Consider the following 22,856-nt stretch of genomic DNA (forward strand, 5'->3'; position numbering starts at 1 on the left):
GGCCCGGGTGCGCGGGGGCAAGCGATCGGGTCAATTGCTGCCCGATCGACATGGTCGATTAATTGCCAAATGTGCGCTGCCACCAGCCGCGACGCGGTTCGCCGTCGGGGCCTTCGCCGTCCTCGTCGCCATTGGCGGCAACCGGTTCGGCTTCGCGCGTCGTGGCAGCTTCGGGCGCGGCTTCGGCGGCTACGGCCTTTTTGGCACGGCTTGCGCGCTTCTTCGGTGCGGGCTTGGCCGGTTCGGCTTCGGGTGCTGCCTCAACTTCAGGCTCGGCTTGCACAGCCTCCACGGCGGGCGCAGCCTCGACGGCTTCTACCGCTGCTTCGGCAGCTTCGGTTTCGGTCACAGCCTTGGTCTTGCGCGGCGCGCGTTTGCGCTTCGGCTTTTCCTCGACGGCCGGCGCTTCTTCGGCGACCGGTTCGGCAGCTTCCACCTCTACCGGTGCAGCCGCTTCGGTCTCGGCGATTTCGCCATCGACCACCTCGGCGGCGTCGACTTTGGGCTTGCGACCACGGCCGCCACGACGGCGGCGCGGCTTGGCTTCGGTTTCCTCGGCCTCCACGGCTTCGCCCTCGACTTCCGCCGGTGCAGCTTCGGCTTCACCTTCGTTGGCTGCTTCGCTCTCGGCATCGCCATCTTCGGTGTTTTCGGGGATTTCATTGCCATCCTCGTCACGGCGGCCGCGGCGACCGCGGCGACGACGGCGGCGACGCTTGCGGCCCTCGCCATCGGTATCGCTCTCGCCTTCCTCGCGGGCGCGTTCGCGCGGGCGAGCGGGACGGTCTTCGGCGGCTTCCTCTTCGGCGGCCTCTTCTTCCTCGTCCTCGGGATAATCGTCGTCGTCATCGTCTTCGATCGGCGCGATCGGCGCGAAGCTGCGTCGTGCAATCGGCGGCGGACCGCTGATTTCGACCGCCATCCGCGCGCCTTCGGTTTCGCCATCGGGCAGGATTTCGACCGTTACGCCGTACAGCTCTTCGATCTCGCGCAATTCGCGGCGCTTTTCGTTGAGCAGGTAGAAGGTGGCTTCCTGGCTCGCGCGCAGGGTGATCTTGTTGCCCTTGCCGCGTGCGGCTTCCTCTTCGATCAGGCGCAGTGCGCTGAGGCCCGCCGACGAGGCAGTGCGGACAAGGCCGGTACCTTCGCAATGCGGGCACGGACGCGTCGACGCTTCGAGCACGCCGGTGCGCAGGCGCTGGCGGCTCATCTCCATCAGGCCAAAGCCCGAGATGCGGCCGACCTGAATGCGCGCGCGGTCGTTCTTCAGCGCATCCTTCATCGCGCGTTCGACCTTACGGACGTTCGAACCATGGTCCATGTCGATGAAGTCGATCACGACGAGGCCGGCCATGTCGCGCAGGCGCAGCTGGCGCGCGATTTCGTGCGCGGCTTCGAGATTGGTGCTGAGCGCGGTCTGCTCGATATTATGTTCGCGCGTCGACCGGCCCGAGTTGATGTCGATCGACACCAAAGCCTCGGTCGGATTGATCACGAGGTAACCGCCCGATTTCAGCTGGACGACGGGATTGAGCATCCCGGCGAGCTGATCTTCGACGCCGTATCGCTGATAGAGCGAGACGGGGTCGGCATATTGCTTCACGCGCCGCGCATGGCTGGGCATCAGCAGCTTCATGAACTGCTTGGCCGCCTTATAGCCCTCGTCGCCTTCGACGAGCACTTCCTCGATGTCTTTATGATAAATGTCGCGGATCGCGCGCTTCACCAGGTCGCTGTCCGAGTGGATCAGCGCCGGCGCGCTCGACCCCAATGTATTTTCGCGAATCTCGTCCCACAGGCGGGCCAGATAGTCGAAGTCGCGTTTGATCTCGACCTTGGTGCGGCTCATCCCCGCGGTGCGGACGATGCAGCCCATCGTCGGCGGCAGCGCGAGTTCGTCGATCATCGCCTTCAGCTTGCGGCGATCGGCGCCGTTCGAAATCTTCCGGCTGATCCCGCCGCCGTGCATCGTGTTCGGCATCAGCACGCAATAGCGGCCGGCGAGCGACAAATAGGTGGTGAGCGCGGCGCCCTTGTTGCCGCGTTCTTCCTTGACGACCTGGACCAGCATCACCTGACGGCGACGGATGACGTCCTGGATCTTGTAGCGGCGGCGCAGCGACATGCGGTTTTCGCTGTCTTCGTCGTCGTTGCGGCGGCTGCGTCCACGGCCGCCCTTGCGGTTGTTGTTGCCGCGTCCACGGCCACGACCCCGGCGATCGCCGCGGCCGTCCCCGTTTCCTTCTCGGCCTTCTTCGGAGCCTTCGGCGCCTTCTTCGCCTTCGCCATTCTCGGCGTCGCCATTGTCGTCGCGCTCGTCATGGTCGTCGTGCCCATCGTCATGATCGTCACGGTCATCGTCGTGGTCGTGGCGGCTGTCGCCATTGTCGTCTTCGTCATGATATTCGACGTCGGCGACATCGCCTTCGAGCTCGTCGAGGTCTTCCTCGGCGCGCTGCGCGGCGGCGGCGGCGTGCTCGGCCTCTTCGCGAAGCAGCGCGTCGCGGTCTTCCTTCGGAATCTGGTAATAGTCGGGGTGGATTTCGCTGAACGCAAGGAAACCGTGGCGATTGCCGCCATATTCGACGAACGCCGCCTGCAGCGACGGTTCGACACGGGTTACCTTGGCCAGATAGATATTGCCCTTGAGCTGCTTGTGCTCGGCGGACTCGAAATCAAACTCCTCGATCCGGTTTCCCTTGGTGACGGCGACCCGGGTTTCTTCCCGGTGCCGCGCGTCGATCAACATGCGCGTGGTCATTAGTAACACTCCAAGCGCGCCTTAGCGCGCCATCAAAAAATCCCGCGACCCTCCCCGAGGGAAAGCCACGGCGGATACGGGTGAAAAGAAAAAAGACGTTATTGCCGCGGGGGGCCTGCGTCCGGTCCTGGACGCGCATGCGGTCTTCGCATCCGGCGACGGCCGGGGCGAAAGCGCCCGCGTCGGGATGAGAAGAGGGCATGGCAAGCCTCATGCGGCATCAACCTGTTACGGGATGAGCGGGCGGGCAGGGCGGGCGTATGCGAACGCCCCGACTGTCCGGTCAACCGGGTGGACTGGCGGCAGGTCGTCCTTCCCCGCATGTCCGGCACCAAGGCGGCCATGATCCGCATGTTTTGCGGAGCAGGCCTTCCCCTCAAAAGGCCGGACGGCACCGGGAACGACACCGTCAGTGAGGGCGTGCTAGCATCGGCACGGGCCAACGGCAACCACAACCACCGTACAAAGATAGGATGGCGCGCAGGTGTTGCAAGAAAACCCGCAGCGCCGAACATGCTGAATCGCCTGCCAAGCTTGCCGCTTGACGGAGTTTGAGCCGGGATAACTCGGGATAACTAATGCCTGGTTCACGCCATTCGGTCGCCGGGCCCCTGCCGTTCTGAATAAGCGCTGGACCATTGCGCGCCTTGGGCGGCATAGACGCGCGATGAGCCTGCTGCTTGCCCTGCTTGGCATGATCGCGACCCCGGTGCCGGGGGGGCAGGCGGGCGCGACCCCGATTGGCGGTTCGGTGGCACTCCGGGCAAACGGATTTGAAGGCGTCGCGCGCGCGCCGCGGCCTCAGCTACAGTCGCCCGCCGGATTTCGCGCCAAACGACCTGGAAAACGCTACAGCGTCACTGTCCCGATCGGCAAGCCCAAGCCCGCGGTCGCGCTGCCGCAAATCGAGGGACCCGCCAACAGCCGTCTGCCGCTCGTCGTGATCGATGCGGGGCACGGCGGGCACGACCCCGGCGCGATCTCGCCGCACAGCGGCAAGCGCGAGAAAGACATCACGCTCGCGATCGCCCGCGCGATCCGCGCCGATCTGCTTGCATCGGGCCGGGTGCGCGTCGCCCTGACCCGCGCCGACGATCGCTTTCTGGTGCTTGAGGAGCGTTACGGCATCGCGCGGCGGCTGAAAGCCGATTTGTTCATTTCGGTACACGCCGACGCGGCGGAGAATGAAACCGCGAGCGGCGCATCCATCTATACCCTGTCCGAAGTCGCATCCGATCGAGAGGCTGCGCGGCTCGCAGCGCGCGAGAACAAGGCGAATATCATCAACGGCGTCGATCTCGGCGCGCACAGCGGCGCCGTGTCGGCGATCCTGCTCGACCTGACCCAGCGCGAAACGATGAACGTCGCCTCCGACTTCGCCCGACTGCTCCAGCGCGAAGCATCGGGCGACGTCACGTTCCGCACCACCGCGCACCGATTCGCGTCGTTCATTGTGTTGAAGGCGCCCGATACACCGTCGGTCCTGTTCGAAACCGGCTTTATCTCGAACAAGAGCGATAGCGAGTTCCTCGCTTCGGAGGCAGGTCAGAAAAAGGTCGCGCGCGGGGTGCGCGATGCGGTGCAGATTCATTTCGCGCGGCGGATTGCGGCGTCTGAGCGCTGATCGTCCGCAATCATAAGGTTGGCGCCGGTGTCGGCTTTGGGTTGGGAAGCGGACGTTCGCTACCGCTCATGTTCCCCGGCGAAGGCCGGGGCCCAGAGCGTTAGAAAGCTGACGTCTGCGGGTTGCGCCTTGGACCTCGGCCTTCGCCGAGAACAGCAACTCTTGGTCCAATTCAGACCTTCGTCATCCCGGACTTGATCCGGGATCCATAGCTGCACCGTCGTCGTGGATCCCCGATCAAGTCCGGGATGACGAGGAAAGGAAGGGCAACTATCGGTCGTTAGTTGCCACTTTCGCCGGGGAGCCGCTCCTTTCGGCGGAGACCAGACGTTCGGCGCAAAAATATAGTCTTGACTAACTTTTCTTGCGCAAGCAGCCTCGCCTGACTGGATTCGGGAGAGTGGTATGAGTTGGAGCAACTGGTCGGGCAGCGTTACCGCCCCCGCACAGCTCGCCCGTCCGCAAAGCGAAGACGAGCTGGCGATGCTCGTTCGTGGCGCACGCAAGCTGCGCGTCACCGGTGCGGGGCACAGCTTCATGCCGCTCTGCGAATCGGACGAATTGATTATCAGCCTCGACGATATGGCGGGCGAGATGCACATCGCCGCCGATCGCCAGACCGCGCGTATCCCCGCCGGCTGGAGTATCCGCCGGTTGACGGCGGCGTTGTGGGAGGAGGGGCTCGCGCTCGCCAACCAGGGCGATGTCAATCCGCAGTCGCTCGCCGGTGCCATGGCGACGGGCACCCACGGTACGGGGGCCGACCTCGGCTCGCTGGCGACCTTTGCGCGCGGCTTCCGCCTCTTCGGCGCCGATGGCGAGGCGCGCTGGTGCGATGCGACGACCAACGCCGACCTGTTTCAGGCGCAGCGTCTGTCGCTCGGCCTGTTCGGCATCGCGACCGGGATCGAGGTGTCGGTCGTCCCTGCCTTTCACCTTGCCGAACGAATCGAAAAGCGCCGCTGGGCCGAAGTGCGCGAAAGCTATGAGGAGTTGACCCGGAAGCACCGCCATATCGAATTCTGGTTCTTCCCGCACAGCGATCATGTGATCCTCAAAACGCTCGACCTCTGCGACCCCTGCGATCCGCCGCCGAGCACAACCGATATGGAGGAGGCGAGCTTTCGCCGGATCCTCGGCATATCGGCGCGCTTGCCCTTTCTCACCCCGCTGCTGCAGCGGCTGATGATGAAAAGTGGCATTTCCGGTCGTCGCCGCGGCCCCGCGCACAACATCTTCCCATCGGACCGGAATTTGCGGTTCGAGGAGATGGAATATGAAATGCCGCGCAGCGCCGGGCTCGAAACGCTGGAAGAGGTCGTCGGCTGGATCCGGCGGAAGCGCCTGCCGGTCACCTTCCCCTTCGAATATCGCGTCGTCGCCGCGGATGATATCTGGATGAGTCCGATGAACGCGGGGCCCGTCGCTGCGATTTCGATGCACCAATATGCAAAAATGCCCTGGCGCAATCTGTTCGCCGATGCCGAAGCGATCTTTCGCGGTGCTGGCGGGCGGCCGCATTGGGCGAAGCGCCACACGCTCGGCCGCGCCGATGTTGCAGCACTGTATCCGATGGCGGAGCGATACACCGCTGTGCGCCGCGCCGCCGATCCCGAAGGCAAATTCCTCAACCCCCATCTGGAGACCTTGTTCGCATGACGACCGACCGCGATTTGCACGACCATCTGATCGGCCGGCAGGGGTCGCGCGTCGACCTCAATACGCCGGTGCTCGTCCTCGACGTCGACGCGCTCGACCGCAATATCCAGCGAATGGCAGCGCTCGCGGCCAATCATGGCGTTGCGCTGCGCCCGCATGCCAAAACCCACAAGAGCGTCGATATTGCGCTGCGCCAGAAGAAGGCGGGCGCGGTCGGGGTCTGCTGCGCCAAGATCGGCGAGGCCGAGGTGCTGGCCGAGGGGGGCGTTGCAGGCATCCTCATCACGTCCCCCGTTGCCGCGCCCGCCGCGATCCTGCGCCTTGCGGCGCTGGCGGCAAAGGCCGACGCGCTGATGGCGGTCGTCGATCATCCGGATGTGGCCGGGCGCCTCGACGCGGCGCTGGCGGCGGCCGAAACCCGGCTTGATGTCATTATCGATATCGACCCCGGCATCGCGCGCACCGGCGTTGCGTCGGCCGAAGCCGCGGTTGTGTTGGCACGCGCGATCGATCAATCGCCGAACCTCGAATATCGCGGCGTGCAATTCTACTGCGGGTCGCAGCAGCATATCGAGAATTATGCCGAACGCCGCGCGGCGATTGTCGAGCGCACGGCCTATTTGCAGGAGGTCATCGCTGCCTTGACCGAAGCGGGCTTCGCGCCAGGCCTCATCACCGGATCGGGCACGGGCACGCACCGCATCGACCTCGATCTCGGGGTCTTTACCGAGCTTCAGGCGGGCAGCTATGCCTTCATGGACAAACAATATCTCGACTGCGACATTGCCGATGGCGGCGAACCGCCGTTCGAGGTCGCGCTGGCGGTCGATGCGCGCGTCGTCAGCGCGAACCACAGCGGGCTGGTTACCATCGACGCCGGGTACAAGTCGCTGTCGACCGATGGCGGCGTCGCCGTGGTCCAGCGCGGCGCGCCCGTAACCGCCTTCTTCGCGTTCATGGGCGACGAACATGCGGCGCTGATCGCGCCCGAAATCGGAACGCAGCTTCACCCCGGCGACCCGGTCAGCCTGACGGTGCCGCACTGCGACCCGACGGTGAACCTCTATGATCATTATCACGTCGTTACAGGCGACACGCTTGTCGACATCTGGCCGGTCAGCGCCCGCGGTCGCGCGCGGTGACCGTCAACGTCCGGCGCGCACCGCAGCAGGCGCGCGCGCGCCAGACGCAGGGGCGACTGCTCGACGTCGCGGGCGAATTGCTGGCCGAGGTCGGGATCGAACGGATTTCGACCAATATGATCGCCGCGCGCGCCGGGCTGAGCCCCCCTGCGCTCTATCGCTATTTCGGCGACAAATATGCGGTGCTCGAAGCGCTCGGGCGGCGATTGATGGAGCGCCAGAATGCGGTGCTCGAGGCGTGGATCGCGCGGCATGCGCCCGCCGGGATTGCCGCGATGGCGGATCATATCGGCGATATTTTGATCGAGAATGCCGCGGTGACGCGCGCCGAACCGGGGGCGGTGTGGATATTGCGCGCGCTCCACGCGTCGCCGCAGCTCGTCCATGTCCGGCTCGAATCGCATCGCCATGTCACCGACCGGCTCGTCGATATCTGCGTTCCCCACATCGCCGCGGCCGATCGCGAAACCTTGTGGCCGCAGTTGCGGCTCGCGGTCGAGCTGGGCTTCGCGGCCGACGAAATGCTTTATGAAGAAGATCGCGTTTCGGCGGATATGGTGCTCGCCGAAGTCGCCGTGATGCTGCGTTCGACGTTGCTGCGGCTGACCGGAAGCGCCTAGTCGCGCACCTTGCCGCAAGCATGCTTCCCTTTCCGCAGCACAGGCTTTAGAGGCGGGACATATGGCCGCTGACAGTCCGCCCAATTTCCGCCTGCGCCTGCGCCGCGACAGCAATGCCGTCATCGCATGGTTCCGCGATATGTGGACACGGCGGTGGTTCCGCTGGCTTGGCTATCTTGCGCTCGCCGGCGTCCTTTTCCTCGCGCTGATCTGGGTGGTGTTTGCCCGCAATCTGCCTTCGGTCGATCAGCTGCGCGACTATGAACCGCCACTGCCGACAATGGTCCGCGATGCCGAGGGCAAGCCCGTCCACAGCTATGCGCGCGAACGTCGCGTCCAGCTCGAATATAGCGAATATCCGCAATTGCTCGTCCGCGCCTATCTGGCCGCGGAGGATCGTACCTTCTTCAGCCATGGTGGCATCGACTATCCGGGCATCGCCAGCGCGATGATCACCAATCTCTCGAACAGCGGCCGCCCCATCGGCGCTTCGACCATCACGCAGCAGGTGGCGAAGAACCTGTTGCTCACCAACGAGCTGAGCTACCGCCGCAAGATTCGCGAGATCATCCTCGCCATGCGTATCGAGGATGCGCTGACCAAGGAGCAGATTCTCGAACTGTATCTCAACGAAATCCCGCTTGGCCGCCGCAGCTTCGGGGTGCAGGCGGCGAGTCGTGCCTATTTCGACAAGGACGTCGACCAGCTCCAGCTGCACGAGATGGCCTTTCTCGCCATCCTGCCCAAAGCGCCCGAAACCTATGGTCGCGCGCGCAACGCCGAAAAGGCGATCGCGCGGCGCAATTTCGTTCTGGGCGAAATGTATCGCAACGAGTGGATCACCGCAGCGCAGCGCGACGCGGCCCAGGCGATGCCGCTCGGGCTTACCGACAGCGGCAACCGCGCGATCGCACAGGTCGGCGGCTATTATATGGAAGAGGTCCGGCGCCAGTTGATCGCCGAATTCGGTGAAACCGCCGACAAGGGACCGCATAGCGTCTATGCCGGTGGTCTGTGGGTGCGCACCGCCTATGACGGCAAGATGCAGGCCGCCGCCGCCAACGCGCTGCGCCGCGGGCTCATCCGCTATGATGCAGGCAAGGGCTGGTCGGGACCGATCGCGACGATCGAAGCCGACGACCAATGGGCCAGCCGCCTTGCGTCGAGCTTCATCGGCATCGATTACGACGGCTGGCGGATCGCTGCGGTCATTTCCAAATCGGCGGGCGCGGCGCAGATCGGCTTTGCCGACGGCACGACCGGCACGCTGCCCGCGGGCACCGCGACCCTGATCTATCGCAAGACAGGGGGAAGTGCCTTCTCCGCGATGCGTCCGGGCGATCTGATCGCGGTGAAGGCGACCGGCGGCTCCTCCTATGCACTCCGCAATATTCCCGAGGTCTCGGGCGGTTTCATGGCCGAAAGCCCGCATTCGGGCCGCATCTATGCGATGCAGGGCGGCTTCGACGTGCGTCTCTCGCCCTTCAACCGCGCGACGCAGGCCGAACGCCAGCCGGGTTCGACGATCAAGCCCTTCGTCTATGCGACCGCGCTCGACAACGGCATGACTCCGGCGACGATGATCGTCGACGGGCCGTTCTGCGTCTATCAGGGTGCGAGTCTCGGCAACAAATGCTTCCGCAATTTCGGCGGCGGCGGCGGATCGGGCGAGCATACGATGCGCTGGGGTCTCGAACAGTCGCGCAACCTGATGACGGTGCGCACCGCAAGCCAGGTCGGCATGGAACCGATCGTCGACACGATCCGGACGATGGGCATCGGCAAACACGAACCCTATCTCTCGACCGCGCTCGGCGCCGGATCGACGACGGTCGAGAAGATGACCAACGCCTTCGCGATGCTGGCGAACCATGGCCGCGAACTGAAACCGCGCGTGATCGACTATGCGCAGGACCGCCGCGGCAAGGTGATTTTTCCGGCCAACTGGAAGCCGTGCGAAGGCTGCAACAAGAAGGATTGGGACGGCCGGCCGATGCCGCGCTTTGCCAAGTCGGGCAAGCAGTTGATGGACCCGATGACCGCCTATCAGGTCGTCCATATGCTCGAAGGCGTCGTCCAGCGCGGCACTGCGGTGCGGCTGCGCGATCTCGGCGTGCCTTTGTTCGGCAAGACGGGGACGACCTCGGGTCCGAAGGACGCCTGGTTCGTCGGCGGGACGCCCGATGTCGTCGCCGGCGTCTATATCGGCTTCGACCAGCCGCGAAACATGGGCGGCTATGTTCAGGGCGGCAGCATGGCGGCGCCGATCTTCAAGCAGTTCTTCGAAGAATCGCTCGCCGACAGCCAGCCGATTCCCTTCACCGCGCCCAAAGGCGTGAGGATGGTGCGGATCGATCGCCAGTCGGGCCGCCGCGTCTATGGCAGCTGGCCCGGTACCGATCCCAAGGCGGCGATCATCTGGGAGGCCTTCAAGCCCGAAAGCGAACCGCGCCGGACGATCCGCGAAGAGGAAATCAAGCCGATCAAAACGCAGCGGCGGCAGAGCGCTCCGACCCAGAAGGGCCGGTCGGGCCGCACCGACAGCGACTTCCTCGACGACCGCGGCGGCATCATCTGACGCCGCGCACCTCCTTCCCCTGCGGCGCTTGAGGCCGTAAGGGCGGGACCAACATATTTCAGGAGCAAGGACATGCGCGCCGAAGCGCAGGATCATATCGACAAGATTGGCGCCGCGCTGGCGCTGCTGCGACGTTTTCTCGACTGGGACCGCGCGGTGCGGCGGCTCGACGAACTGAATGCGAAGGTCGAGGACCCGACGCTGTGGAACGATCCCAGGGCGGCGCAGGAAGTGATGCGCGAGCGTCGCCGCCTCGACGAGGCGATCAATGCGACGCGCGCAATCGAACAGGAATGCGCCGACACCGCCGAACTGATCGAGCTGGCCGACATGGAAGGCGATACGGCGCTGGGCGATGAAGCGGTGACCAGCCTCGCGACGCTCGCCGCGCGCGCCGAGGAAGACAAGATCAAGGCGCTGCTCGCGGGCGAAGCCGATGCCAACGACGCCTATATAGAGGTTCACGCCGGCGCCGGCGGCACCGAAAGCCAGGACTGGGCCGAAATGCTCCAGCGCATGTACAGCCGCTGGGCCGAAAAGCGCGGATTCAAGGTCGAGCTCGTCGAATATCAGGCGGGCGAACAGGCGGGCATCAAATCGGCGACGATGCTGGTGAAGGGCGAGAACGCCTATGGCTATTCGAAGACCGAAAGCGGCGTCCATCGTCTCGTCCGCATCTCGCCCTATGACAGCTCGGCGCGGCGCCACACCAGCTTCTCGAGCGTGTGGGTCTATCCGGTGATCGACGACAATATCGACATCGAGATCAACGAGGGCGATCTCAAGATCGACACCTATCGCGCCTCGGGCGCGGGTGGACAGCATGTCAACACGACCGATTCGGCGGTGCGTATCACGCATATTCCAACGGGCATCGTTGTCGCGAGCCAGAACGACCGCTCGCAGCACAAGAACCGCGCGACGGCGATGGGGATGCTGAAGGCACGCATGTACGAAGCCGAACTGCAGAAGCGCGAAGCCGCGGCCTCGGGCGAGTATCAGGCGAAGACCGAGATCGGTTGGGGCCACCAGATCCGCTCCTATGTCCTCCAGCCCTATCAGCTCGTGAAGGATCTGCGTACGGGCGTGACCTCGACCGCACCCGGCGACGTGCTCGACGGTGCGCTCGATCCGTTCATGGCCGCGGCGCTGTCGCAGAAGGTGACCGGCGAAAAGGTCGAAGTGGAAGACATCGACTGATGAACCGCGCGGTCGTCCTTGCCGCGCTGGCGATCCTGCCGCTGCTCGGCGGTTGCGATGCGCCGTGGGATGATGACAGCGACCGCACCGAAACCGCACGCGAATTTCCGCCCGCCGACCGGCCCGTCGCGACGACCGTGTCGACCAAATGGTCGACCGAGGAAGCGCGCGACCGCGTCAACGAGGCCGATGACGTCATGGACTCGGCCGACGTCCGTCCGGGCATGACCGTCGCCGACATCGGCGCGGGCGACGGCTATTACACCGTCCGCCTCGCGCAGCGGGTCGGCGCGGGCGGCCGCGTGCTCGCGCAGGACATCATGCCCGAGGTGATCGAGCGGCTCGCCGACCGCGTCGCGCGCGAACGGCTCGACAATGTCTCGCTGAAACTTGGCGCGGTCGACGATCCGCGCCTGCCCGCGGCGAGTTTCGACCGCATCTTCATGGTCCATATGTATCACGAGATCGCCGAGCCCTATGCCTTCCTCTGGCGGATGCGCCCGGCGCTGCGCAAGGGCGGGCAGGTGCTGGTGGTCGACGGCGATCGCCCGATCGCACAGCATGGCACGCCCTTTCGCCTGCTCGTCTGCGAGTTCGAGGCGGTGGGTTACAAGCTCGTGTCTTACGACGACAAGCAGCACGCCGGGGGGTATCTCGCGCGCTTCGTCCCCGACGGCAAGCGCCCCGAGCCGGATGCGATCAAGGTCTGCGACAATCCCTAGAATCTGGCCCTAATAGACGATCAGACGATCCTCGGCGGCGATTTCGGCAAGGAAGCTGACCAAGCCCGCGGCGCGAACATGCGGTACCAGCCCGGTCGCCGCGATGCCGACAAGCGCCATCCCCGACTGGCAAACGAACAGCGCGACCTCCATCGCAATGGCTTCCTCGACCAGCCAGGCGAGGTCGGGTTGCCCCGCGGCGCGGCGTGCCTCGTCGCCGGCAAAGGATACGGGATCGCGGAGCAGCGCCGCCGCTTCACCCTGCAAAAAGATGCGCACCGGGCGTCCCAGTGCCGCCGCCGCCATCCCCGCTTCGAGTGCAGCGTAGAGCCGCCGCCCTTCGGCGACGGCGACGATGATGTTCAGGCTCGACATATCGGGCATAGCGGATCCTCGGGCACGCCGACTTCGCGCCAGCGCCGACCCAGCATATCGAGGATCGCGAGCCGCCCCGTCAAGGACGCGCCGAGGCCGGTGAGTGCGCGCACCGCCTCCAGCGCCGCCATCGTGCCGATCATGCCTGCGAGCGCGCCCATCACGCCGGTTTCGGCGCAATTGATGCCTTCGCGGTCGGGATCGCTGCCGACGAGGCACGCATAGCAGGCCTGACCCGCGCGCCAGCCCTCATAGAGCGCAACCTGCCCCTCGAAGGCGCCGATCGCGGCGCTGAGCAGCGGGACCTGCAACGCAACGGCCACGCGGTTGACCGCGAGCCGCGTGTCGAAATTGTCGCATCCGTCAAGGATCAGGTTCGCGCCGGTGAGCAGCGTTTCGGCGTTTTCGTTGTCGAGCCGAGCGGCTACCGCGACAGCGTCGACGTGCGGGTTGATCCGCCGCGCCGCCTCGGCCGCGACGTCGGCCTTCAGCGCGCCGATGTCGGCGTCGGTGAAAAGCGGCTGCCGCTGCAGGTTCGACAGTTCGACCACGTCATGGTCGATGATCGTCAGCTTGCCGACGCCTGCCGCCGCCAGATAGGTGATCGCCGGACAGCCGATCCCGCCCGCGCCGATGACCGCGATATGGGCGTCCTTCAGCTTCGCCTGCCCGGCACCGCCAAAGGCCGGCAGAATGATCTGGCGGGCGTAGCGGTCGAGTTCGGCGTCGCTGAGCAAATTATTCGGCCGGGCGCCGCAGCTTGATCCCCGATAGCGAAGCAAGGCCTGCGGCGTTCGCGGTTTCGTCGGCGGTGTCGCTTTCGACGCCCGTCGATCCGAAGCCCCCCGTCCCGCGTTCGGTTTCATCGAGCGTCGCCACTTCGGCGAAAGCCGCCCGCTGAACGGCGGCGGGTACAAGCTGAGCGATGCGGTCGCCGCGCTTCACTTCGAAACTTTCGTCGCCGAGATTGGCGAGGATCACCTTCACTTCGCCGCGATAGTCGCTGTCGATCGTGCCGGGCGTGTTGAGGCAGGTGATGCCATGTTTGAGCGCAAGGCCCGAGCGCGGACGGACCTGCACTTCATAGCCGGGAGGGATCGCCATCGCAAAGCCGGTCGCGACCGCGTGCCGCGTTCCGGGGCGGATCGTCAGCGTCTCGGCGGCGACGACATCCATGCCTGCGGCGCCTTCGCTCGCATAGGCGGGCAGGGGCAGGCCACCGCCGTTGGGCAGGCGCTGGATGGCGATTTCAATCGGATTCACGGGATTGGTGTTCTGGGGGGGCACGGGTGTCGAGTTCATCGGCGATCTTTTCCATCAATTTGCGGGCGACGGCTTGCTTCGGCAGCCGGTCCCAGCTGTCTACCCCGTCTTTGCTGACGATATGCACGCGGTTGCTTTCGCCGCCCATCGGGTCGGCGGCGACGTCGTTCGCGACGATCCAGTCGCATCCCTTGCGCGCGAGTTTCGCCTGTGCGTGGGCGATGACATCGTTGGTTTCGGCAGCAAATCCGACCAGCAGCGGTGGCCGCCCGGGGGATTTGGCGAGGCCAGCAAGGATGTCGGGATTTTCGGCGAGCGCGAGCGGCGGGACCTGTCCGCTGCCGTCCTTCTTGATCTTCTGCGATGCGGTGTCCGCGGCACGCCAGTCTGCAACCGCGGCGACCATGATGGCCGCATCAACGGGAAGGCCCTGCTCGACTTCGGCCGCCATTTCGAGCGCGGTCTCGACGTCGATCCGAATCACGCCGGGCGGAGTCGGCAGCGGCACCGGCCCGGCGATCAGCAGCACTTCGGCACCGGCTTCGGCCGCAGCGGCGGCAATCGCAAAGCCCTGCTTCCCGCTCGACCGGTTGGCGATGTAGCGCACCGGGTCGATCGGCTCGTGCGTCGGCCCCGCGGTGATCAGGATGCGGCGGCCAAAGAGCGGGCGATGATTCGCGGGCGCGAAGTCGGGCTGGCCGGTGAGCGGAACCGGAGCGGGCGCGTTCGCCAAGGCTGCATCGATCGCATCCTTGATCGCGGCAGGCTCCGGCAGGCGGCCGGGGCCATATTCGCCGCATGCCATCTCGCCCTCGTCGGGTGCCATCACCGTGACGCCGTCGCCGCGGAGCGTCGCGACATTGCGCTGCGTCGCGGGGTGCAGCCACATGCGCACATTCATCGCAGGCGCCGCAAGCACGGGCTTGTCGGTCGCGAGCAGCAGCGTCGTCGCGAGATCGTCGGCGATGCCGGTGGCCATCTTCGCGAGCAGGTCGGCGGTCGCCGGCGCAACGACCACCAGGTCCGCCTCGCGGCTGAGCTGGATATGCCCCATCTCGACCTCGTCCTTCAGGTCGAAGAGGCTGGTATAGACCTTGTTCTCGCTCAGCGCCGCGAGCGTGAGCGGGGTCACGAACTGTTCGCCCGCGCGCGTGATGACACAGCGCACGATATAGCCCGCCTTGCGGAGCAGGCGGACGAGTTCGATCGATTTATAGGCTGCGATGCCGCCGCCGATGATGAGCAGGATCCGGGGCTTGGTCATAGGCCTAACCTAGCCAGTTCAACGCCGCTGCACCAGCCGCCGCGCCAAGCAGCGCGGTCAGCGCATAGCGCCACCAGCGGCGGCGTTCGCCCTTGTCCCACATCAGCGGAATTTCGGGAAGCGGCGGCGCGGGCGGCGCGGCGCCCTTCCTGGGCAATTGCGCGTCGAGGCGGCGGATGATGTCGGGGATCAGCGCCAGCGTCTTGCCCTGTTCGCGGATGCCGTCGGCGAGCGCGGCTTCGGGGCCGAGTTCGTCGCGAATCCATTCGCTGACGAACGGGCCGGACACGTTCCACATATTGATCTTCGGATCGAGCATCGTCGCGACACCTTCGACCATCACCATCGTCTTTTGCAGCAGCAGCAGGTGCGGCTGCGTCTGCATGTCGAAATCGCGCGTGATCGCGAACAATCCGTCGAGCATCTGCCCGACCGACAATTCGCTCACCGGTTTGCCGCGCATCGGTTCGCCGACCGCGCGCAGCGCCGTCGCGAATTCCTCGACGCTGTGATAGTCGGGCACATATTGCGCCTCGAAGTGAATTTCGGCGACGCGGCGGTAGTTTCCGGTCGTCAGGCCATAGAGGATTTCGGCGAGCCAGTAGCGCGCCTGCCGGTTGATGCGCCCCATGATGCCAAAGTCCACGGCAGCGATCGTGCCGTCGGCTTTCACGAACAAATTGCCCTGATGCATGTCGGCGTGGAAGAATCCCTCGGCGATCGCCTGGCGCAGGAACGCGTTGACAAGGTTCGCCGACAATTTCTCCATGTCGTGTCCCGCTGCGATCAGTGCGTCGCGGTGCGAAATCTTGATGCCATCGATCCAGTCGAGCGTCATCACGCGGCTGGCGGTGCGGTCCCAGTCGATCGCCGGCACTTCATAGGTCGGCACCCCGACCATGGCGTCGGCGAGCTCGGACGCCGAGGCGGCCTCGCGGCGCAGGTCGAGTTCGCGCAGCGTCCAGCGCCGGAAATTGGCGATGACCTGGCGCGGGCGCAGCCGTGTCGCTTCGCCGCCCAGTGCCTCGAGGTGCGCGGCCGCCCATTCATAGGTTTCGATGTCGCGTGCGAACTGCTTGTCGATGCCGGGGCGGCGAACCTTGACGGCGACCTGTCGGCCCTCGATCGTCACCGCGCGGTGGACCTGCGCGATCGAGGCCGAACCGACGGGCTCGGGATCGAATTCGGCATAGAGGCTTTCGAGCGGAGCCTCGAAGGTCGCTTCGATTTCCTTGCGGATACGCTCGAACGCGACGGGCGCGAGCGCATCCTGCAGGGTCAGCAGGTTGCGCGCCGCTTCCTCGCCGACGATGTCGGGGCGCGTTGCGAGCGTCTGGCCCAGTTTGACCGCGGCGGGGCCGATCGCCTGAAAGGCGGCGGCATAGTCAGGGATTTTCGGCTGGATCGTTCCGAGTCGCGCGATCCGGCACAGGCGTTTCACACCCGGCGGCGTCGTCGGCGCGCTTTCGATTCCGCGGAGCGCGCCATGGCGCGCGAGGATGCGGCCCCATTTCAGCAGGCGGGCGATATGGGTGACGGGACGGGTCAAGCCTTCCACCCGCTGTGGATCGCAACCAGTCCGCCCATGATCGGTTCGACCTTCACCGCGGTGAAGCCGGCTTCGCGGATCATTTTTGCGAAGGCGGACATCGGCGGGAAGCGGCGGATCGATTCGATCAGATAGCGATAGCTGTCCTCGTCATCGGCGATCAGCTTGCCGAGCTTGGGCACCAGATGGTGCGAATAGGCGTCATAGGCCTGTGCGAAACCCGGCCATTCGTTGGTCGAGAATTCGAGGCAGAAGAAGCGGCCGCCGTAGCGAAGCACGCGATGCGCTTCTTTCAAGGCCGCCGGGATATCGGTGACGTTGCGGATGCCGAAGGCGATCGTATAGGCATCGAAAAACTGGTCGGGGAACGAGAGCATCTCGGCGTTCTGTTCGCTCCACACCAGGCTATCGATGCCGCGCTCTGCGGCGCGCTCCACCCCGACGCCCAGCATGTCGGGATTGATGTCCGCGACAGTGATGCTCGCGCCCGAGGGCTCCATGCGAAAGGCGATATCGCCGGTGCCGCCCGCCATGTCGAGGATCGCCTCGCCCTCGCGCGGCTTCACCCGGCGTACGAAGCGGTCCTTCCACAGCCGGTGCATGCCGCCCGACATCGCGTCGTTCATGATGTCATATTTGCGCGCAACGCGGCTGAACACCTCGCCGACCATCGCGGTCTTGTCGCCCGCGGGAACCTGTTCATAGCCGAAGCTGACGGTGTCGGGGTTGGTCATGGAGTCGCGCCTTGATGCGGGGAGAAACGAAGTCGCACCGGCCTTTAGCCAAGGGTTGAAGCGCAGGCAAATGGCGCGTAGCCCGATGCGCGATATGCCTGAACTTCCCGAAGTCGAAACCACCGTTCGCGGCCTCGCCCCCTTCCTCGAAGGGCAGCGGCTGACGGCGGTCACGACATTTCGCCCCGACCTGCGCCGGCCCTTTCCCGCCGACCTCGCCCAGCGGTTGACCGGCGCGACGGTCACCACTCTCTCGCGCCGCGCCAAATATGGCATCGTATCGACCGACCGCGACGATCATATGATCTTCCACCTCGGCATGTCGGGCCGCTGGCGGACCGAGGGGGGCGAGGCCGGCAAGCACGATCATTTGCTGATCGAAACGGCCGGGCACCGGTTGTTCCTGCACGATCCGCGGCGCTTCGGGTCGGTCGATCTCGTGGCGGGCGATCCGCTGGCGATGTTCCCGGCGTTCGTGACTTTGGGCCCCGAGCCGCTTTCCGATGAATTCGATGCCGCCTATCTGGCGGGAGCGCTTGCGGGGCGCCGCGCACCGATCAAGGCGATGCTGCTCGACCAGGCGCTCGTCGCGGGGCTGGGCAATATCTATGTGTGCGAGGCGCTCAACATGGCGCGTATTTCCCCGACGAAGCCCGCGACCGACGTGTCGAAGGCGAAGCTTGCGGCGCTTGTGCCCGCGATCAAGGCTATATTGATCGCGGCCATTGCGGCGGGCGGCTCGACCTTGCGCGATTTTTTGAGTCCCGAAGGCGATCTGGGCTATTTCGCCAAGGATTGGCGCGTCTATGGGCGCGAGGGCGCGGCGTGCGAGTGCGGCGGGACGATCGTCCGGATTGTGCAATCGGGCCGGTCGACCTTTTATTGCCCCAAATGCCAGCGGTAATGCGTGCACTTTCCCGCAATAGGCATTGACCAAATGCGCCATGCTGGCTATGCGCGCACCCTTCGAGCAGGGTCCGGGTTACCGGAACCGGCCGTATCCGGACATTGATTCGCCTCTTTGCGCGATTCGGCTGCTCCGGTGACGCTGCGCTCCGACTGACTTAGACCGTTTGGAAACCGAGGAATTTATGGCCAATACGCCGCAGGCAAAAAAGCGCATCCGCCGCAACCAGGCGCGCACCGTCGTGAACAAGAATCGCGTTTCGCGCATCCGCACGCTGGTGAAGAAGGTCGAGAACGCCGTCGCCGCTGGCGACAAGGATGCCGCTGCAACCGCACTGAAGGCTGCGCAGCCCGAAATGGCGCGCGGCGTTGCCAAGGGCGTGCTCCACAAGAACACCGTGGCTCGCAAATTCTCGCGCCTGACCAAGAGCGTGAACGCGATCGCCTGATTCGATCCGTCCCGAAAGGGAACAAAAAGGACCCGCTGGCTTCATGCCTGCGGGTCCTTTTTTGCGTCCGCTATTGTGACACGGCGATGGCAATAGTGTTGCAGCGCGGTAAGTGACGGATTTTCTGCGATTCGTTGTTTGGTCACTGAATTGTCACAAATAAACCATTGAAAATAATGCATAAAATGACACTTTGACGCGTTTCCGTCACCCCCGGTGAGTCAAGATTTTTATTTCAGTATTTTTACAGGGCCAGCCCTTGATCGACTCACCGACCCCTGACTAGACAGGGGGGTCGTCGGCCTTCGCCGGTGGCCGCCACATCGACATGATTCGCACTTCTTCGGGCCGCTTGTCCCGGGCAGGATGCCTGCGCCCGGCGCAGGCGACGAGTCGGCGTGTGGGTGGCCGCCCGATGGTCTGGCGCTCAAGAGACCTGAGGGGGCGGTACAGCGTGACGGAAAGCGGTAATCAGCATGGGCATGACGCAAAGGGTGGAGCAGTGAGCGGTGATGCCGCAACGCTCTGGCCGCGCGTCGCCGAAGGGCTGCGCCGCGACCTTGGCGTCCGCACCTTCGACCATTGGCTGAAGCCGGTGCGTTTTGCCGACTATTGCGCGCTGTCGGGCGTCGTGACGCTCGAAACCGTCAGCCGCTTTTCGGCGAACTGGATCAACGAGCGCTTCGGCGACCGGCTCGAACTCGCGTGGCGGCAGCAGCTGCCTGCGGTTCGCGGTGTTACGGTGCGCGGCGGCGCGGCCGCGGACGATCGTGCCACCGTCCTCGCGGCATCGCCGCTGCCGAGCTTCGATACCCCGCCGCCGGCACCCGCTGCCAATCCCGCGCTGCTCAATTTCGACCCGCGGCTGTCGTTCGACCGCTTCGTCGTCGCGCGCAGCAACATTCTTGCCGCCAACGCCGCGCGCCGGATGGCGATGGTCGAGGCGCCGCAGTTCAACCCGCTCTATCTTTGCTCGGGCACCGGCCAGGGCAAGACGCACCTGCTCCAGGCGATGGCGCAGGATTATGCCAGGGCGCACCCGACCGCCAACATCATCCTGATGTCGGCCGAAAAATTCATGCTCGAATTCGTCGGTGCGATGCGCGGCGGCGACATGATGGCGTTCAAGGCGCGGCTGCGCGCCGCCGATCTGCTGCTGCTCGACGATCTGCAGTTTGTGATCGGCAAGAATTCGACGCAGGAAGAACTGCTCCACACGATCGACGACCTGATGACCGCGGGCAAGCGCCTCGTCGTCACCGCCGACCGCCCGCCGGCGATGCTCGACGGGGTCGAGGCACGCCTCTTGTCGCGCCTGTCGGGCGGGCTGGTCGCCGACATCGAGGCACCCGAGGACGATCTGCGTGAACGCATCATTCGTCAGCGGCTTGCCGCGATGCCGATGGTCGACGTCCCCGACAATGTCGTCGCCTATCTGGTCAAGCATTTCACCCGCAACATCCGCGAGCTCGAGGGCGCGCTCAACAAGCTGCTCGCCTATGCCGCGCTCACCGGCACGACGGTCGACCTCGCGCTCGCCGAGGATCGGCTCGCCGAAAATGTCCGCACCGCGCGCCCGCGCATCACGATCGACGAGATTCAGCGTGCGGTGTGCTCGCACTACCGGCTCGACAAGTCCGAAATGGCATCGAAGCGCCGCGTTCGCGCGATCGCCCGCCCGCGGCAGGTCGCCATGTACCTCGCCAAGGAACTGACGCCGCGCTCTTATCCCGAGATCGGTCGCCGCTTTGGCGGGCGCGACCATTCGACGGTGATCCACGCGGTGCGCACGGTCGAGGCGCTTCGCGTCGCCGACAGCGAGCTCGACGCTGAGATCGCGGCGATCCGGCGCAGCCTCAACGGCTGATCCACAGACTTATGCCGGGGTTGTCCCCGGAGATACCCACATCGTTGCGGTGCGCTGGTTGAAGATGTGGTGGAGAGCTGTCTTTCAATCATCCACTTCCGTCATTCCGGGCTTGACCCGGGACCCGCCTTTTCTTTCGAGAAGGCAGGCCCCGGGGCCAAGCCCGGGGTGACGATGATCGATAGGGCAGCTGCCGGCCGAGAAGCCGAACTTGCCCCTCGCCAAACCAAAAAGGCCCGCCGTCCGATTGGGAGGCGGGCCTTTCGATTGGGGTTGGCAGCGCTTCAGCTCTTTTCGGGCGGTGCTACGGTGATCCGCACCCGCTCGCCCGAATTCCCGGGGAAGCCGGTGAACATCGCCTCGACGAGGTTCGGCACGATCGCCTGCAGATTATTGTCGCGCGACTGCGCCTCGGCGTGGCCCTCGAACAGGCGCGATCCGTCGGCGGCACGATTGATCTGGAGGTTCAGACCACTGGTATAGACGGTGTAGCTGCTGACATCGGTGCCGCCCCAACCGGGCCCGAAACCGCCCCACATGAACGGATCGCGGTAGCCATAGACATAGCGACGTCCGCCGCGGCCGCTCACAATGACCGGGCGATAGAAGCCGCGGCCATAATAGCCGCCGTATCCACCGTACCAGGGATCGCCGAAGCTGGGGCTCGACACGACGCGTTCGCGCCCCTTGTCGACGCCATAGTCCATGCGAACGACCAAATCGGCACGCTCGCCCGAGGTCGCGGGACGGTAGCCGTAGCGGGTCAGCTCGCCCGCCACGAGGTTCGCATATTGGCCGAATTCGATACCGCCCTGCAGCGCAGGGTTGCTTGCCTCGACGACGAAGCTCTGGCCCTGCGGCGCGGGAAGCTGGGTTTGAAAGCGCGCGACATCGGCCTTGAACGGGGTCGCGCAGCCGGCCAGCGCCAGTGCTGCGCCGGTCATTGCGGCCAGGCCCAGCCGCCGGAAGTTCATCTTGCTCATCGTCTTGGCTCCGTGATTCGGTGCGAACAACAGTCGCCCTCATATACCATGACTATCCCGGTGCGACTTAACCTTGGTTGAACCCGGTTCGTCGCACCTTCGTTCCATAGCGAATATGGGGCGTCGCCGCCGATAAGCAAGTTCTTCCCGGAGATTAGCGGCACAGCCCCAATGCGGCATAGGCGGCGTCGAGCGTCGGCCGCGCCAACGCCGATGCGCGCGCGGCACCCGCATCGAGCGCGGCGTCGATCGCTGCCGGATCGGCCTTGAGCTGAGTGAGGCGCGTCGCGATCGGCCGCAAGATTTCGACGAGCAACTCGCCGAGCGCGGGCTTGAATGCGCCGAAACCCTGCCCGGCAAAGCGTGCGAGCACCTGATCGACACTCTCGTCGGCCATCGCGGCATAGATGGCGACGAGATTGCGGGCCTCGGGGCGGCCTTCGAGCCCTGCGGCCTCCGACGGCAGCGGTTCGGCGTCGGTCTTTGCCTTGCGGATCTTGGCCATGATCGTGTCGGCGTCATCGATCAGGTTGATGCGGCTCGCATCGCTCGGGTCCGATTTCGACATCTTCGCGCTTCCGTCGCGCAGGCTCATGATCCGCGCCGCGGCGGCGGGGATCGTGGGCTCGGGCAGGGTGAAGGTTTCGGTCCCGGTGTCGAGGTTGAACTTCGTGGCAATATCGCGCGCGAGTTCGAGATGCTGTTTCTGGTCGTCGCCGACCGGGACGTGCGTCGTCTGATAGAGCAGCACGTCGGCGGCTTGCAGCACCGGATAGGCATAGAGGCCGACGCTCGCGCCCTCGCGGTTCTTGCCCGACTTTTCCTTGAACTGCGTCATGCGGTTCAACCAGCCGATGCGCGCGGTGCAGAACAGCAACCACGCCAGTTCGGCATGCGCGGGGACGCGCGCCTGGTTGAACAGGATGGCTTTCGCGGGATCGATCCCTGCCGCCATCAGCGCCGCCGCCATCTCGCGCGTGTTCGCGGTCAGTTCGGCGGGGTCGTTATAGACGGTGATCGCGTGCAGATCGGCGAGGAAATAGAGCTTCTCGCCCGGCATCTCGTCCTGCATGCGCACCCAGTTGCGGATCGCACCCAGATAATTGCCGAGATGCAAATTTCCGGTGGGCTGAATGCCCGATAGCGTCCGCATGATAAAC

At 65.2% G+C, this 22,856-nt stretch carries 19 protein-coding genes; 10 read left to right on the forward strand and 9 right to left on the reverse strand.

All coding sequences use genetic code 11. The features are described 5' to 3' along the window. Positions 1-58 precede the first annotated feature (58 nt). Positions 59-2,761: an Rne/Rng family ribonuclease gene (locus tag AC07NV_RS08410; protein WP_495165865.1), complete on the reverse strand. Its 2,703-nt coding sequence runs from the start codon at positions 2,759-2,761 to the stop codon at positions 59-61. Positions 2,762-3,332: 571 nt separating this feature from the next. On the opposite strand from AC07NV_RS08410, the gene AC07NV_RS08415 reads away from it, so the two are divergent. The 7 genes from AC07NV_RS08415 (at position 3,333) to AC07NV_RS08445 (ending at position 12,306) form a co-directional block, all read left to right on the forward strand. Further along, positions 3,333-4,385: an N-acetylmuramoyl-L-alanine amidase family protein gene (locus AC07NV_RS08415; RefSeq protein ID WP_495166013.1), complete on the forward strand. Its 1,053-nt coding sequence runs from the start codon at positions 3,333-3,335 to the stop codon at positions 4,383-4,385. Positions 4,386-4,790: 405 nt separating this feature from the next. Next, entirely contained in the window at positions 4,791-6,044 is a 1,254-nt protein-coding gene (locus AC07NV_RS08420) for a D-arabinono-1,4-lactone oxidase (protein WP_495165866.1), read from the forward strand. Then, complete coding sequence (locus AC07NV_RS08425) at positions 6,041-7,186, forward strand: DSD1 family PLP-dependent enzyme (RefSeq protein WP_495165867.1); 1,146 nt, start codon at positions 6,041-6,043, stop codon at positions 7,184-7,186. The genes AC07NV_RS08420 and AC07NV_RS08425 overlap by 4 nt, the downstream gene beginning before the upstream one ends. Continuing rightward, positions 7,183-7,806, forward strand: coding sequence for a TetR/AcrR family transcriptional regulator (locus AC07NV_RS08430; protein ID WP_495165868.1), 624 nt, complete (start codon positions 7,183-7,185; stop codon positions 7,804-7,806). Before AC07NV_RS08425 ends, AC07NV_RS08430 begins: the two co-directional genes overlap by 4 nt. A gap of 61 nt (positions 7,807-7,867) precedes the next feature. Beyond that, positions 7,868-10,384: a penicillin-binding protein 1A gene (locus AC07NV_RS08435; RefSeq protein WP_495165869.1), complete on the forward strand. Its 2,517-nt coding sequence runs from the start codon at positions 7,868-7,870 to the stop codon at positions 10,382-10,384. A 72-nt stretch (positions 10,385-10,456) separates the two neighbouring features. After that, positions 10,457-11,584 (forward strand): peptide chain release factor 2, encoded by a 1,128-nt coding sequence (gene prfB / locus AC07NV_RS08440; RefSeq protein WP_495165870.1) that lies wholly within the window; start codon positions 10,457-10,459, stop codon positions 11,582-11,584. Further along, positions 11,584-12,306, forward strand: a complete 723-nt coding sequence (locus AC07NV_RS08445; protein ID WP_495165871.1) for a class I SAM-dependent methyltransferase — start codon at positions 11,584-11,586, stop codon at positions 12,304-12,306. The genes prfB and AC07NV_RS08445 overlap by 1 nt, the downstream gene beginning before the upstream one ends. A gap of 9 nt (positions 12,307-12,315) precedes the next feature. On the opposite strand, the gene AC07NV_RS08450 is transcribed toward AC07NV_RS08445, so the two are convergent. From AC07NV_RS08450 to AC07NV_RS08475, 6 genes are read right to left on the reverse strand one after another with little or no spacing between them, the layout of a single operon-like run. Next, positions 12,316-12,690: a DsrE family protein gene (locus AC07NV_RS08450; RefSeq protein WP_495165872.1), complete on the reverse strand. Its 375-nt coding sequence runs from the start codon at positions 12,688-12,690 to the stop codon at positions 12,316-12,318. Next, the gene (locus AC07NV_RS08455; RefSeq protein ID WP_495165873.1) at positions 12,669-13,418 is read right to left on the reverse strand and encodes a HesA/MoeB/ThiF family protein; all 750 of its coding nucleotides are present in this window, start codon (positions 13,416-13,418) and stop codon (positions 12,669-12,671) included. The genes AC07NV_RS08450 and AC07NV_RS08455 overlap by 22 nt, the downstream gene beginning before the upstream one ends. A gap of 1 nt (position 13,419) precedes the next feature. Beyond that, the gene (gene dut / locus AC07NV_RS08460; RefSeq protein WP_495165874.1) at positions 13,420-13,983 is read right to left on the reverse strand and encodes a dUTP diphosphatase; all 564 of its coding nucleotides are present in this window, start codon (positions 13,981-13,983) and stop codon (positions 13,420-13,422) included. After that, positions 13,931-15,208, reverse strand: coding sequence for a bifunctional phosphopantothenoylcysteine decarboxylase/phosphopantothenate--cysteine ligase CoaBC (gene coaBC / locus AC07NV_RS08465; RefSeq protein ID WP_495165875.1), 1,278 nt, complete (start codon positions 15,206-15,208; stop codon positions 13,931-13,933). Before coaBC ends, dut begins: the two co-directional genes overlap by 53 nt. Positions 15,209-15,212: 4 nt before the next feature. Then, positions 15,213-16,757, reverse strand: coding sequence for a 2-polyprenylphenol 6-hydroxylase (ubiB, locus tag AC07NV_RS08470; protein WP_495165876.1), 1,545 nt, complete (start codon positions 16,755-16,757; stop codon positions 15,213-15,215). Beyond that, entirely contained in the window at positions 16,754-17,491 is a 738-nt protein-coding gene (locus tag AC07NV_RS08475; protein WP_495165877.1) for a class I SAM-dependent methyltransferase, read from the reverse strand. Before AC07NV_RS08475 ends, ubiB begins: the two co-directional genes overlap by 4 nt. 94 nt (positions 17,492-17,585) lie before the next feature. Here AC07NV_RS08475 and mutM point away from each other — a divergent pair, with 94 nt between their 5' ends. The 3 genes from mutM to dnaA all read left to right on the forward strand — a co-directional run bounded on the left by mutM (position 17,586) and on the right by dnaA (position 20,713). Then, positions 17,586-18,395 (forward strand): bifunctional DNA-formamidopyrimidine glycosylase/DNA-(apurinic or apyrimidinic site) lyase, encoded by an 810-nt coding sequence (gene mutM, locus AC07NV_RS08480; RefSeq protein ID WP_495166014.1) that lies wholly within the window; start codon positions 17,586-17,588, stop codon positions 18,393-18,395. 187 nt (positions 18,396-18,582) lie between these two features. Continuing rightward, positions 18,583-18,846, forward strand: a complete 264-nt coding sequence (rpsT, locus tag AC07NV_RS08485) for a 30S ribosomal protein S20 (protein ID WP_495165878.1) — start codon at positions 18,583-18,585, stop codon at positions 18,844-18,846. A gap of 502 nt (positions 18,847-19,348) precedes the next feature. After that, the gene (gene dnaA / locus AC07NV_RS08490; protein WP_495165879.1) at positions 19,349-20,713 is read left to right on the forward strand and encodes a chromosomal replication initiator protein DnaA; all 1,365 of its coding nucleotides are present in this window, start codon (positions 19,349-19,351) and stop codon (positions 20,711-20,713) included. Positions 20,714-20,997: 284 nt separating this feature from the next. Here the strand turns inward: dnaA and AC07NV_RS08495 are convergent, their stop codons facing one another. Both AC07NV_RS08495 and trpS read right to left on the reverse strand, forming a co-directional pair. Next, positions 20,998-21,696 carry a DUF4136 domain-containing protein gene (locus AC07NV_RS08495; protein WP_495165880.1) on the reverse strand — a complete coding sequence of 233 codons (699 nt, stop codon included), beginning with the start codon at positions 21,694-21,696 and terminating at the stop codon, positions 20,998-21,000. 154 nt (positions 21,697-21,850) lie between these two features. Beyond that, positions 21,851-22,849, reverse strand: a complete 999-nt coding sequence (trpS, locus tag AC07NV_RS08500; protein WP_495165881.1) for a tryptophan--tRNA ligase — start codon at positions 22,847-22,849, stop codon at positions 21,851-21,853. Positions 22,850-22,856 lie beyond the last annotated feature (7 nt).

This window comes from Sphingopyxis sp. GW821-FHT10B01, assembly GCF_059415685.1.

Excerpts from the sequence above, each read along its gene's own strand:
- AC07NV_RS08410 (WP_495165865.1), bottom strand. The coding sequence starts at position 2,761 with ATGACCACGCGCATGTTGATCGACGCGCGGCACCGGGAAGAAACCCGG.
- AC07NV_RS08420 (WP_495165866.1), top strand. The coding sequence starts at position 4,791 with ATGAGTTGGAGCAACTGGTCGGGCAGCGTTACCGCCCCCGCACAGCTC.
- AC07NV_RS08425 (WP_495165867.1), top strand. The coding sequence starts at position 6,041 with ATGACGACCGACCGCGATTTGCACGACCATCTGATCGGCCGGCAGGGG.
- AC07NV_RS08435 (WP_495165869.1), top strand. The coding sequence starts at position 7,868 with ATGGCCGCTGACAGTCCGCCCAATTTCCGCCTGCGCCTGCGCCGCGAC.
- prfB (WP_495165870.1), top strand. The coding sequence starts at position 10,457 with ATGCGCGCCGAAGCGCAGGATCATATCGACAAGATTGGCGCCGCGCTG.
- AC07NV_RS08445 (WP_495165871.1), top strand. The coding sequence starts at position 11,584 with ATGAACCGCGCGGTCGTCCTTGCCGCGCTGGCGATCCTGCCGCTGCTC.
- AC07NV_RS08450 (WP_495165872.1), bottom strand. The coding sequence starts at position 12,690 with ATGCCCGATATGTCGAGCCTGAACATCATCGTCGCCGTCGCCGAAGGG.
- dut (WP_495165874.1), bottom strand. The coding sequence starts at position 13,983 with ATGAACTCGACACCCGTGCCCCCCCAGAACACCAATCCCGTGAATCCG.
- coaBC (WP_495165875.1), bottom strand. The coding sequence starts at position 15,208 with ATGACCAAGCCCCGGATCCTGCTCATCATCGGCGGCGGCATCGCAGCC.
- AC07NV_RS08475 (WP_495165877.1), bottom strand. The coding sequence starts at position 17,491 with ATGACCAACCCCGACACCGTCAGCTTCGGCTATGAACAGGTTCCCGCG.
- mutM (WP_495166014.1), top strand. The coding sequence starts at position 17,586 with ATGCCTGAACTTCCCGAAGTCGAAACCACCGTTCGCGGCCTCGCCCCC.
- rpsT (WP_495165878.1), top strand. The coding sequence starts at position 18,583 with ATGGCCAATACGCCGCAGGCAAAAAAGCGCATCCGCCGCAACCAGGCG.
- AC07NV_RS08495 (WP_495165880.1), bottom strand. The coding sequence starts at position 21,696 with ATGAGCAAGATGAACTTCCGGCGGCTGGGCCTGGCCGCAATGACCGGC.
- trpS (WP_495165881.1), bottom strand. The coding sequence starts at position 22,849 with ATGCGGACGCTATCGGGCATTCAGCCCACCGGAAATTTGCATCTCGGC.